At 55.6% G+C, this 12,795-nt stretch carries 10 protein-coding genes; 7 read left to right on the top strand and 3 right to left on the bottom strand.

What is annotated here, in order from left to right; all coding sequences use genetic code 11:
- Positions 1–235 precede the first annotated feature (235 nt).
- Both AXE65_RS03980 and AXE65_RS03975 read left to right on the top strand, forming a co-directional pair.
- Positions 236–1,417: a PP2C family protein-serine/threonine phosphatase gene (locus AXE65_RS03980; RefSeq protein WP_068388438.1), complete on the top strand. Its 1,182-nt coding sequence runs from the start codon at positions 236–238 to the stop codon at positions 1,415–1,417.
- Positions 1,418–1,488: 71 nt separating this feature from the next.
- Entirely contained in the window at positions 1,489–4,317 is a 2,829-nt protein-coding gene (locus tag AXE65_RS03975) for a valine--tRNA ligase (protein ID WP_068388435.1), read from the top strand.
- A 12-nt stretch (positions 4,318–4,329) separates the two neighbouring features.
- On the opposite strand, the gene AXE65_RS03970 is transcribed toward AXE65_RS03975, so the two are convergent.
- On the bottom strand, positions 4,330–4,602 hold the full coding sequence (locus tag AXE65_RS03970) for a type II toxin-antitoxin system YafQ family toxin (protein WP_068388432.1): 273 nt from the start codon (positions 4,600–4,602) through the stop codon (positions 4,330–4,332).
- 1 nt (position 4,603) lies between these two features.
- Positions 4,604–4,861 (bottom strand): type II toxin-antitoxin system RelB/DinJ family antitoxin, encoded by a 258-nt coding sequence (locus AXE65_RS03965; protein ID WP_068388426.1) that lies wholly within the window; start codon positions 4,859–4,861, stop codon positions 4,604–4,606.
- 249 nt (positions 4,862–5,110) lie between these two features.
- Between AXE65_RS03965 and alaS the strand changes: the two genes are divergently transcribed.
- Genes alaS through AXE65_RS03945 form a run of 4 tightly spaced genes read left to right on the top strand, consistent with a single transcriptional unit; the run spans position 5,111 to position 11,187 of the window.
- Positions 5,111–7,735 carry an alanine--tRNA ligase gene (gene alaS, locus AXE65_RS03960; protein WP_068388444.1) on the top strand — a complete coding sequence of 875 codons (2,625 nt, stop codon included), beginning with the start codon at positions 5,111–5,113 and terminating at the stop codon, positions 7,733–7,735.
- A complete protein-coding gene (locus AXE65_RS03955; protein WP_068388424.1) occupies positions 7,735–8,424 on the top strand; it encodes an epoxyqueuosine reductase QueH in 690 nt (229 codons plus the stop codon). Before alaS ends, AXE65_RS03955 begins: the two co-directional genes overlap by 1 nt.
- A gap of 11 nt (positions 8,425–8,435) precedes the next feature.
- On the top strand, positions 8,436–9,683 hold the full coding sequence (locus AXE65_RS03950) for an aspartate kinase (protein WP_068388421.1): 1,248 nt from the start codon (positions 8,436–8,438) through the stop codon (positions 9,681–9,683).
- A 10-nt stretch (positions 9,684–9,693) separates the two neighbouring features.
- Positions 9,694–11,187 (top strand): Ppx/GppA phosphatase family protein, encoded by a 1,494-nt coding sequence (locus tag AXE65_RS03945; protein WP_068388418.1) that lies wholly within the window; start codon positions 9,694–9,696, stop codon positions 11,185–11,187.
- A 26-nt stretch (positions 11,188–11,213) separates the two neighbouring features.
- Here the strand turns inward: AXE65_RS03945 and AXE65_RS03940 are convergent, their stop codons facing one another.
- Positions 11,214–11,894 carry a tetratricopeptide repeat protein gene (locus AXE65_RS03940; RefSeq protein ID WP_068388416.1) on the bottom strand — a complete coding sequence of 227 codons (681 nt, stop codon included), beginning with the start codon at positions 11,892–11,894 and terminating at the stop codon, positions 11,214–11,216.
- 157 nt (positions 11,895–12,051) lie between these two features.
- On the opposite strand from AXE65_RS03940, the gene AXE65_RS03935 reads away from it, so the two are divergent.
- Entirely contained in the window at positions 12,052–12,774 is a 723-nt protein-coding gene (locus AXE65_RS03935; protein ID WP_068388412.1) for a DUF599 domain-containing protein, read from the top strand.
- Positions 12,775–12,795 lie beyond the last annotated feature (21 nt).

The following is a 12,795-nucleotide window of genomic DNA, read 5'->3' as shown; positions in this document are numbered from 1 at the left end:
CAAGGCAAAGAAAGAGGCTTTAAAAACCCTTCCAGACCGCCCGTTTCCGGCGCCGCCTCAAGCGAGGTGCGCATTCTACAGATACCAAAACCACTGTCAAGCGGTTCTTGGAAAAAAGTTTGGGTGATTAGGCTTAACATACCCTCGCCGCTTGAACCTGCTTTAAGTTGACGCTACCGTTGACCTATTCCACCTGCCCTGCGCTCTTAGCGTGGGCTTTTTTATTGGGTATCTCATGGCCTGTCTTGGCAGATTGCTGATTATTGATAACGACCAAGCCTCTCGCCTGCACCTCGCCACGCACCTGCAAGACCAAGGTTACGCAGTATTGCAGGCAGACAATGCCGCACAGGGTTTGGCGCTGCTTGAGCGGGAAAGCCCCAGTCTGCTGATTTGCGATTTGTGTATGCCGGGACTTAATGCCTTGGCACTGTTTGACCTCGCCAATAACCGGGAAACCCGTGTGCCGGTTATTGTGGTATCAGCGGCGCAAGCGGCCAGTGATGTGGTGGAGGCACTGCGCTTGGGCGCAGCGGATTATTTAATCAAGCCGGTGGCCGAACTTTCCGCGCTCGACCATTCGCTGCGCCGCGCTTTGGATAGGGTGCGCCTTCGCCAGGAAAACCGCCGTTACCGTGAAAAACTGGAAGCAGCCAACCACGAGCTCGCAGGCAGTCTGTGCTTATTGGAAGAAGACCAAATCGCCGGGCGGCAGGTACAGCTTAATATCCTGCCCGAATCGCCCCTACAGATTGACGATCTGCATCTTGCTTACAAAATCATCCCGTCGCTCTACTTGTCCGGCGATTTTGTGGATTATTTTCGCGTGGATGAGCACCGCATGGCGTTCTATTTGGCCGATGTGTCCGGCCACGGCGCGTCTTCGGCCTTTGTCACCGTGCTGCTTAAGTTTATGACCATCCGCCTGCTCTACGAGTCCAGGCGTAGTGGCAAGCTACCTGAGTTTCGCCCGTCCGACATTCTCGCGCATATCAATCGCGGCCTGCTTAATTGCAACTTGGGCAAGCATTTGACCATGCTCGGCGGCGTGATTGATCACCGGCAGAACCGCTTAACCTACAGCATCGGCGGTCATCTGCCGCTGCCGGTGCTGTTTAGCGAAGACAAAGCGCACTATTTGCAGGGTAAAGGCCAGCCGCTGGGATTGTTCGCAGAAGCCCAATATTCCGACCAAAGCATGGATTTACCGCAAGCCTTTAGCTTGAGCCTGTATTCAGACGGTATTTTTGACCTGCTGCCCGGTGCGTCCCTACAGGATAAAGAAGCCGCGCTGCCTGAAGTGGTGCGCGAGGCGGGCGGCAGCCTTGAAGGTTTGCGCAAGCGCTTGGGATTGGATGACCTCGCCGACATGAAAGACGACATCGCCCTCTTGGTATTAAGCCGAGGCCTCGCCTAAAGCCACTTAAAATAGCGGCCTTTGCTATACTCGTGCGTTTTCCGCCAAGCATTGCATAAAGCCCATCCGCTATGGATAAAACCTACCAACCGCACGCTATTGAAACCCGCTGGTATACCTTTTGGGAACAAAACCAGTATTTCGCCCCACAAGGTAGCGGCACGCCTTACTGCATTATGATTCCGCCGCCAAATGTGACCGGCAGCCTGCATATGGGGCACGGCTTTAACAACACCATTATTGATGTACTGATTCGCTTTCGTCGCATGCAGGGCTGCAACACGCTGTGGCAGCCGGGCACTGACCACGCCGGTATCGCCACGCAAATGCTGGTGGAAAACCAACTGGCCGCGCAAGGCATTAAGCGCCGCGATTTGGGGCGGGAAAAATTCTTGGAAAAAATCTGGGCGTGGAAAGCCGAGTCCGGTGGCAATATCACCAGGCAAATTCGCCGTCTTGGCAGTTCGGTGGACTGGGCGAGCGAGCGTTTTACTCTGGATGAAGGCTTATCGACAGCGGTACGCGAGGCGTTTGTTCGCCTGCATCAAGACGGCCTGATTTATCGCGGCAAGCGGCTGGTCAATTGGGATACGGTGCTGCACACGGCGATTTCCGATCTGGAAGTGGAAAACCACGAGACCGAAGGCAGCCTGTGGTATCTGCGCTACCCGCTAGCCGATGGGCAGAAAACGGCGGACGGTTGCAGCCATCTGGTGGTCGCTACCACCCGGCCGGAAACCCTGCTGGGCGATGCTGCGGTAGCCGTGCATCCGTCCGACGAACGCTACCAAGCGCTGATCGGTCAGTTTGTGGAACTGCCATTAAGCGGCAGACGTATTCCCATTATTGCGGATAACTATTGCGACCCGGCTTTTGGTAGCGGTTGCGTCAAAATCACCAGCGCACATGACTTTAACGATTACGAAGTCGGCAAGCGGCACAATCTGCCGCTGATCAATATCTTCGACAAAAACGCCGTACTGCTTAGTGAGGCCGAAGTTTGGGATTACCAAGGCCAGCCGTCGCTCGCCGTCAGCCCTGATTTGCCCGCCCGTTATGCAGGGCTGGAACGCTTTGCCGCTCGGGAAAAAATCCTCGAAGATTTAGAAACCGCAGGTCTGCTCGAAAAAGTCGAGCCGCACCACCTTAAAGTCCCCAAAGGCGACCGCTCCGGCAGCATTATCGAGCCTTGGTTAACCGACCAATGGTACGTTTCCACAAAGTCCCTGGCCGAAAAAGCCGTTGCGGCGGTGCAAGACGGGCGCATTGATTTTGTGCCCAAATCCTACGAGAACATGTACTTTGCCTGGATGCGTGATATTCAAGACTGGTGCATCAGCCGCCAGCTTTGGTGGGGGCATCGTATTCCGGCTTGGTATGACCCAAGCGGCGCGGCCTATGTCGGCCGCAGCGAGGAAGAAGTCCGCGAAAAATACGCCCTTGGCGATACGCAGCTTTTGCAGGATGAGGACGTACTGGATACCTGGTTCAGCTCTGCCCTTTGGACATTTTCTACACTGGGCTGGCCCGAGCCAACTGCGCGCCTCGCCACTTTTCACCCGACCAGCGTGCTCGTGACCGGTTTTGACATTATCTTCTTCTGGGTCGCGCGGATGCAGATGCTGTCCTTGCACTTGACCGGCCAAATTCCGTTCAAGACCGTCTACGTACACGGACTGGTGCGTGATGCCAATGGACAAAAAATGTCCAAATCCAAGGGCAACGTGCTTGACCCGCTGGATATTATCGACGGCATTGAACTGCCCGCCCTGCTAGAAAAACGCACCAGCACGCTGATGCAGCCCAAGCAAGCCAAAGCCATCGAAAAACAAACGCGCGAGGAATTCCCTGAAGGTATCGCCCGCTACGGCACCGATGCACTGCGCTTTACTTTTTGCTCACTGGCAACAACCGGACGTGACATCAAGTTCGATATGGGGCGCGTGGAAGGCTACCGCAATTTTTGCAACAAACTGTGGAACGCCGCACAGTTTGTCGCGGCCAACTGCGAAGGGCTGGACTGTGGACTGGATGGTGACATACAGCTTTCTACTGCCGAGCGCTGGATTATCTCGTGCCTGCAACGCTGTGAACAAAGCGTCACCGCCCATCTGGATGCCTTTCGCTTTGACCTTGCCGCACAGGCGCTGTACGAATTTATCTGGGACGAATACTGCGCTTGGTATCTGGAACTCGCCAAACCCCTGCTCTGGGACAAACAAGCGAGCCTTAAGCGACTGCGCGGCACCAGGCGCACCTTGGTGCAAGTCTTAGAAACAGCGCTGCGTCTGGCGCACCCGTTTATGCCCTTTATCAGCGAGGAAATCTGGCAGCGCATTAAACCGCTCGCCGGAAAAGACGGACAAACCCTGATGCTCGCACCTTGGCCGCGAGCTGAAGCCGACAAAATCGACCAAGCCGCCGAAGCCGATATGCAGTGGCTGCAAAGCTTGCTGCTGGGCATCAGGCAAATTCGCGCAGAGATGAGCCTCTCGCCAGGCAAACCCTTGCCCCTGTTATTAGCCCAAGCATCCGCCGAAGACTTGCGCCGTTTGCAAGGCTTTGAGCCATTACTGCTCAAGCTCGGCAAGCTCGATAACGTGCGTGTCTTGGCGGACGCAGAAGCTGAGCCGCCTTCGGCTACCGCCTTAGTCGGCAATCTGCGCGTACTGGTACCCATGGCAGGCCTTATCGACAAAACCGCTGAACTGGCAAGGTTGGACAAGGAACTGGGCAAACTGGACGGCGAACGCGCACGACTTGCCAGCAAACTGGCAAACCCCGGGTTTGCCGCTAAAGCGCCGCCCGCCGTTATCGAAAAAGAACGCAGCAAGCTTAAAGAAATAAGCCAGGCACAAACCCAACTCGCCGCCCAACGCGAGCGCATTGCTGGCTTATAAAATACTTTGGGTCTACTCGTCGAATAGGTCTGCGTGTGTGCCGGTTCGAGCAAGCTGCAATTCATCACCGGAAATCCGGTAGATCAGCAGCCAGTCCGGCTCGATGTGTGCATCCCGAAAGCCCGCCCATGAGCCCTTCAACGGATGGTCTCGGTAGCCCTCCGGCAAGGGCTTTTCCTCGATCAGCAAGGCCAGCAACGTGCGCAGCTTGCGCATGTCCTTTGCGCGCTTCTCGCACTTGCGCACGTCACGCTTGAACTGCCCGTGTTGGCGCGGCGTCAGCACGTCAGATTCCAAGGTCCTCGAACAACGCTTCGGCGCTGTCGAACTTCTTGCCCTTGCCCTCGGCCAACTCCTTCATGGCCTTGCGCGTGGTGCGGTTCGGCACAGCCAGGTCGAACGGCAAACGGCCTTCCTCGGCCACGCGTATCAAGGTGAGGCGTATCACGTCCGACACGCTCAACCCGATACGGTCGAGGGTGGAAATGGCCCGTTCTTTCACGTCGCTCGGAATCCGTGCCCTCACAACAGTGTCGGCGGTCATTGGGGTTCTCCTCGCTATTTTGGCGTGGCTTCATTGTAGCCACGGCAAAATAACAAGACCATTCCCTTGCACGCAAGCATTGTCGGCGAAGCGACTTGCACTAGGGCTACGAAGAAACCCGCCAAACCGGCGGGTTTTTGGTGCGGCTTTAAAAAAGCGCCTTCTGCCCCCGTTAAAGCGCCGATATAATCGCCGTCTTTGCCAGCCTTAAAGGGCGGCTCATTCTTTGCAAAGCCGATGAAAAACCTGATGAAAAGCGCCCAAATCCGCGAAGCCTTTTTCCGTTTCTTTGAGCAAAACGGGCATACCCAAGTGGCCTCCAGCTCGCTGATTCCGGCGAATGACCCGACACTTTTGTTTACCAACGCGGGCATGAACCAGTTTAAAGACTGTTTTTTGGGCTTGGAAAAACGCGCCTACCAACGCGCGGTCAGCAGCCAAAAATGCGTGCGCGCCGGTGGCAAGCACAATGATTTGGAAAACGTAGGCTACACCGCGCGGCATCATACTTTTTTTGAGATGCTCGGTAACTTCAGCTTTGGCGACTACTTCAAACGCGATGCCATCCACTTTGCCTGGACATTTTTAACCTCACCCGATTGGCTGGCGCTGCCCAAAGACAAACTCTGGATTACCGTCTACGCCAATGACGATGAGGCTTATGCGATTTGGGCCGATGAGATTGGGGTACCCAAGGAGCGCATTATTCGTATCGGCGATAACAAAGGAGCGCCTTACGCTTCAGATAACTTTTGGACGATGGGCGATACCGGGCCGTGCGGACCTTGTTCGGAAATTTTCTACGACCACGGCGCAGAAGTAGCAGGCGGCCCGCCCGGCTCAGCCGAGGAAGACGGCGACCGCTATATCGAAATCTGGAATCTGGTCTTTATGCAGTTCAACCGCAGCGCAGACGGCAGCATGGATCCGCTGCCCGCGCCTTCCGTTGATACCGGTATGGGTCTGGAGCGCATCAGCGCGGTGCTGCAACGGGTGCATTCCAACTATGAGATTGACCTGTTCCAAAGCCTGCTAAACGCCGCCGCCAAAGTCATTGGTTGTACCCAGCAGGGGCAGGCTTCACTCAAGGTAGTGGCGGATCATATCCGCTCTTGTTCGTTTTTGATTGCCGATGGCGTGCTGCCGTCCAACGAAGGACGCGGCTATGTGCTGCGCCGCATTATTCGCCGTGCTTGTCGGCATGGCCATAAATTAGGCGCACGCGGTGCGTTCTTCTACCAACTGGCCTTCGCGCTGGCCAAGGAAATGGGCGCGGCCTATCCGCAGCTAATCGACCAGCAAGCCCATATCGAGCGCGTATTACAGGCAGAAGAAGAACAGTTCAGCAAAACCCTTGAACAGGGGTTAAAAATCCTCGAACAGGATTTGGCCGACCTTAAAGGCACAGAAATCCCCGGCGAAACCGTATTTAAGCTGTACGACACTTACGGCTTTCCCTACGATTTGACCGCCGACATTGCCCGCGAACGAGGGCTTACTCTGGATGAAGCCGGCTTTGAGCGGGAAATGGACGCGCAGCGCGAACGCGCCCGCGCCGCCAGCAGCTTCGGAGTTGATTACACCCGCTTATTAAAGGTCGAAGGCACGACCGATTTTTTGGGTTATCAGCAAAACGCCGCCAGCGGGCAAGTGATTGGCCTCTTTGTTGAAGGCCAGCCGGTCGAGCAATTAAGCGAAGGACAAAGCGCCATTGTGGTGCTCAGCCAAACGCCGTTTTACGCCGAATCCGGTGGGCAGGTCGGCGACTGCGGTTTGCTCACGGGGCAAGGATTGCGCTTTGAAGTACGCGATTGCAGTAAATCGGCCAGCGGTGCGCATCTGCATCATGGCGTGTTGACTTGCGGCAGCCTTACCTTGGGTCAAACGGTTAAGGCGCAGATTGACAGCTCCCTGCGCCAAGCCATTGCGCTGAACCACTCCGCCACCCATTTGCTGCACGCCGCCTTGCGCGAGGTACTGGGTGCGCACGTCGAGCAAAAAGGCTCGCGGGTGGAAAGCAATAGGCTGCGCTTTGACTTCAGCCACTTTGAGGCGGTAAGCGAGGCCGAGCTTGCCCAAATCGAGCGGCGGGTCAACCAGCAAATCCGCCAAAACCATGCGGTAACAACGGAAATTACCGATATGCAAACCGCCAAACAGCGCGGCGCACAGGCGTTATTTGGCGAGAAATACGGCGAAAAGGTGCGCCTTTTAAGCATGGGTGAGTTTTCCGTAGAACTCTGCGGCGGCACCCACGTCAGCCGCACCGGCGATATTGGGCTGTTTAAAATCCAAAGCGAAGGCGGTATTGCGGCGGGTATTCGGCGGATAGAAGCGGTCACCGGACAGGCGGCGCTGGATTGGGTTGACAGTCTGCAAAACCAGCTAAAACAACTGGCGGCGCAGCTAAAAACCAATCCCGCCAGCCTTGAAGGCAAATTGACCGCGCTGCTGGAAAAACAGCAAGCGCTGGAAAAACAGCAAGAGCAGTTAAGCGCCCAGCTCGTCAGCCATGCCGGTGACGCTCTGGCCGCGGCGGCGCAAGTGATTGGCGGCATTAAGCTCTTGGCCGCACGGGTGGACGGGCAAGATGGCAAAGCACTGGCGCTACTCGCCGAGCAGCTTAAAAACAAGCTCGGCAGCGCGGTGATCCTGCTGGGCGGGGAACTGTCCGGCAAAGTCGTTTTAGTCTGCGCGGTCACTGCGGATTTAACCACGCGGATTAAAGCGGGCGACCTGCTTAAACAAGCCGCCGCGCTGATCGGCGGCAAAGGTGGCGGCAGACCAGAACTCGCCCAAGGCGGCGGCACCGACGTCAGCAAGCTCGATCAGGCGCTGGCGCTGGCCGCGCCCTTTGTGCAAGAGAGACTCTGATGAACCGTCCCAAGCTGGAACTGCCCGGCGGCAACGATGGGCGCTTGCTGCTACATTCCTGCTGTGCGCCTTGTTCCGGCGAACTGATGGAAGCCATCAGCGCTTCCGGTATTGACTACAGCATCTTCTTCTATAACCCGAATATTCATCCCGAAAAGGAATATCTGCTGCGCAAGGAAGAAAACATCCGCTTTGCCGAAAAAAATAACATCCCGTTTATCGATGCCGATTACGACACGGACAACTGGTTCGCACGCGCCAAAGGCATGGAATGGGCGCCGGAACGCGGCGAGCGCTGCACCATGTGCTTTGATATGCGCTTTGAGCGCACCGCGCTGTACGCCTTTGAACATGGCTTTTCGGTCATGACCAGTTCGCTGGGTATTTCACGCTGGAAAAACATGCAGCAAATCAACGACTGCGGCAAACGCAGTGCCGCACTTTATCCCGGCATTACTTACTGGGACTACAACTGGCGCAAAGGCGGCGGCAGCGCAAGGATGATTGAAATCAGCAAGCGCGAGCAGTTCTATCAGCAAGAATACTGCGGCTGCATCTACTCACTGCGCGATACCAACCGCCACCGCAAATCCCAAGGCCGCGACATTATCCGCTTGGGCGTGCAGTATTACGGCGCGGCAGAAACCGCCCTGCCCTCGCCCGCCGAAAACCTTCCAGCACAGGAGTAAGACGCGCAAATATGGCACTTATCGTTCAGAAATTTGGTGGAACTTCCGTTGGCAGCACCGAACGAATCGGTCAGGTCGCCGACAAAATCGCCCGCTTTAAAGCATCCGGCGATGATTTGGTCGTGGTCGTTTCCGCCATGAGCGGAGAAACCAACCGGCTGATTGGCCTTGCCAAAGAGATCAGCGGTGACACCCCGCCTGACCCGCGCGAGCTGGACTTAATGCTCGCTACCGGCGAGCAAGTCAGCATCGCCCTGCTCGTTATGGCGCTTAAACGCCGTGGCGTAGCGGCAGTCGCCTACAACGGCAGCCAAGTCCCCATCATCACCGACAGCAGCCATGGCAAAGCGCGGATTTTGCATATCGAAGACCGCAAACTACGCGCTGAACTTTCGGCGGGAAAAGTCATCGTAGTCGCCGGATTTCAGGGCGTGGATAAAGACGGCCAGATCACCACCCTGGGGCGTGGCGGTTCGGATACCACCGCCGTTGCCCTCGCCGCCGCACTTAAGGCGGACGAATGCCAGATCTACACCGATGTGGACGGCGTTTACACCACCGACCCGCGCGTGGTGCCCAAAGCGCAGCGTTTAGATAGCATCACTTTTGAAGAAATGCTGGAAATGGCAAGCCAGGGTTCAAAAGTGCTGCAAATCCGCTCGGTCGAATTCGCCGGCAAATACCGCGTGCCGCTGCGCGTGCTGCACAGTTTTATCGATGGCCCCGGCACTCTGATCACCCTGGATGAAGACGACAATATGGAACAGCCCATTATTTCCGGCATTGCCTTTAACCGTGACGAAGCCAAATTGACCTTATCCGGCGTGCCGGATACCCCAGGCGTTGCCTTTCACATCTTGGGGCCGGTCAGCGCCGCCAATATCGAAGTGGACATGATTGTGCAAAACATCAGCCACGACGGCAGCACCGACTTTACCTTTACCGTACACCGCAACGACTTTCAGGCCGCCCGCGGCATTTTGCAGCAAGTCTCAAATGAACTTAACGCGCGTGAAGTCGTCGGCACCACCGATATTGCCAAGGTTTCCATCGTCGGTGTCGGCATGCGCTCGCACGCCGGGGTGGCGAGCCGTATGTTTGAAGCACTGGCGCGGGAAAACATCAATATCCAGATGATTTCCACTTCAGAAATCAAAGTCTCGGTGGTTATCGAAGAAAAATACCTGGAACTGGCCGTTCGCGCCCTGCACACGGCGTTTGAGCTGGACAAACCCGACGAAACCAGCAGCGCCGACTAGAGCGCCCGGTATGCGCAGCAAAGATTTCCCCGCCGTTGCCGCCTTGGATTTAGGCTCCAACAGCTTTCATCTGCTGCTGGTCAAACCGGCGCACGGCGAGCTGCGCGTATTGGAGAAATTGGGCGAAAAAGTCCAGCTCGCCGCCGCCATCGACGACAACCGAGAGCTTAGCGAAGCCGGTATGCAAAAAGGTCTCGACTGTCTGCGCCGTTTTGCCGGACTGCTTAGCGGCCTGCCGACCGGTGCAGTGCGCGTGGTCGGCACCAGTGCGCTGCGCGATGCACGCAACCGCGAGCGCTTTATCCGCCGCGCCGAAGCCATTTTGGGGCATCCGGTAGAAGTCATCTCTGGCCGCGAAGAGGCGCGCTTAATCCACCTTGGCGTATCGCACAGCCTGGCGGACTTTGAAGGCAAACGGCTGGTGGTCGACATCGGCGGCGGCAGCAGCGAATTTATCATCGGCCAGCGCTTTGAAGCCTTGGTCTGCGAAAGCCTGCATATGGGCTGCGTGGGCTACAGCAAACGCTATTTTGAAGGCGGCAAAATCACCCCGGCGCGTTACGCACAAGCCTATACCGCCGCCCGCCTGGAACTGATGGGTATCGAACACGGGCTTAACCGTCTTGGCTGGCAGGAAGTCATTGGCGCATCCGGCACCATCCGCTCTATAGGCTTGGCCTGCCAGGCGGCCGGATTTGGCAACGGCGAAGTCACCACAGAAGGTATCGCCTGGCTAAAACAACACATCCTTAAATTAGGCAGCGCCGACAAACTCGATCTCGACGGGGTCAAACCCGACCGGCGCTGCATCTTCGCCGGCGGGCTTGCCATTATCGAAGCGATTTTCGATGCACTGAAACTAACCCAGATGCAGCGCTGCGAAGGCGCACTGCGCGAAGGCGTACTCTACGACCTGCTCGGTCGCCATCAACACGAAGATGTACGCGAGCGTACACTGAGCGCCATGCTCGAACGCGCCCATAGCGATATGGAACAAGCCGCCCGCGTCGAACAGCAAGCCTTGGCGGCGTTGGAACAAGTCAAAGAAAGCTGGCAACTCACCGAACCTTGGCAGCGCGAGCTGCTCGGCTGGGCCGCGCGCGTGCATGAAATCGGCCAGGTCGTCGCCTACTACCACTACCACAAACACGGCGCTTACTTGATTGAACACGCCGATTTGGCCGGATTCTCACGGCAAGACCAACAAATGATCGCCCTCTTGGTACGCAGCCACCGCCGCCGCCTGGATCCCGAGCGCTTTGAAGATTTTGCAGGCGACAGCACCACGCTGCTGCGACTTTGCGTATTACTGCGCTTTGCCATCTTGTTCCACCACAGCCGCGGCAGCCAGCCCATGCCAAAGGTTCAGTTAAAACCGGCTAAAAACCAACTGGAAGTCCAGTTCCCGGCAGGCTGGCTAGCCGCCAACCCTCTCACCCAAGCCGACTTTGAACAAGAAGCCAAATGGCTTAAACGGGCGAGATTTAAGTTGGCGGTGCATTAAATCTATTTAAAGATAGAGGCTGCAATTTATTCAGTAGTCTCTTCGTTGGGTATGGAAAAGCCCATCGCCCGCAAAATTCTATCAAGACCTTTTTTCGCATCCTCATTGCCGCGCATTATCGCATTTGAATAGTTTTTAAATGCACCCTCAGCACTCTGTTCAACGCCCAAGCCATATTCATACATTCGACCCAGCGCATTGAATGCTTTGTCGCTTCCCTGCTCAGCGGCTTTCATATACCATTTAAACGCTTGACTATAGTCCTGCTCAACGCCATCACCCTCTTCATAGAGAGTCCCCAGCATATATTGCGAGCGGGCATAACCCTGCTCAGCGGCTTTACCAAACCAGATGGCGGCCTGCACAAAATCGGGATTATCCTCATCAGCCATTATATAAAAGAGTGCCAGCATATGTTGCGAGTGGTCATAGCCTTGTTCTGCCGCCCGCCGATACCATTTCATCGCTTGCGCATAATCTTGTTTAACGCCCAAGCCATCTTTATAAAACATAGCAAGGATGTCTTGCGCCCACGTATCGCCTTGATTGGCCAAAGGCAATAATTCCGCCAAAGCAGCGGAATAGTCTTGTTGCTCATATTTAGCAAAGGCTGATCTCTTGGCGTCATCCATATTCTGTGCCCATCCGCTGAAAGAAGCAGTAAGTGCCAGCAACATAACGGACGCTTTAATGTATTTAAATAGCATGAAAATCCCTCTTGGGAACTTGCATTATTTGAAATTTCGCGCAGCAAGGTCAAAGGTCATATTGCGGCTACTGCGTCGCACACGCACGCTGGCGATGCGAGCCAGCATAGCATCCCTTATACTACTAACCTTTTATTGATTTGCCACAAAATCTATCATGCTTCTTGCCGACGATACATTGCCCAATCTTTTAGCCGCGCTGTGGTTTTTGCTTTGCTGGCTGGGTTATACCCGCTATGCCATTTACAAAGGGCAGCGCACACCTTGCCTGGCTTCAGTGCTGCACCTGTATCGGGAAAACTGGATGCGCCGTTTGATGCTGCGCGAAAACCGTATTGCCGATGCCAATGTGGTGACGAATCTGGAGCGCAATGCGTCATTTTTTGCCAGTAGCACGCTGATTATTTTGGCCGGTATATTGACCTTGCTCGGTTCTTCCGAGCGCGCCCTCTCGCTGCTCGAAGATTTGCCCTGGATACAACATGGCTCAAAGGGACTGGCCGAAATTAAATTGCTCTGTCTGGCAATGGTCTTTGTTTACGCCTTTTTTACTTTCAGTTGGTGCATGCGCCAGTACAACTTTGCTGCCGTATTAATAGGCTCTGCCGCCACGCCTTCTGAGCCGTCAGTCACCAATGAGGAGCGCAAAGCCTGCGCCCTGCGCATGGCACAAGTGATTTCCATGGCCGCCAATCAATTTAACTTAGGGCTACGCTCCTACTATTTCGGCATGGTGATACTGGCCTGGTTTATCAGCCCTTGGCTGTTTATGCTGGCAACGGCGGCTGTGGTGCTGGTTTTATATCGACGCGAGTTTCATTCGGCGGTGCTTTCCGTCATGGTACAAAGTAAGCTGGGCACAGAAGACCAAAGCACTTGAAATAACGTAATCAATCCCCAT

It is taken from the genome of Ventosimonas gracilis (assembly GCF_001580025.1).
GTDB classification, from domain to species: Bacteria; Pseudomonadota; Gammaproteobacteria; order Pseudomonadales; family Pseudomonadaceae; genus Ventosimonas; species Ventosimonas gracilis.
This window is presented reverse-complemented; position numbering and strand designations above follow the sequence as displayed.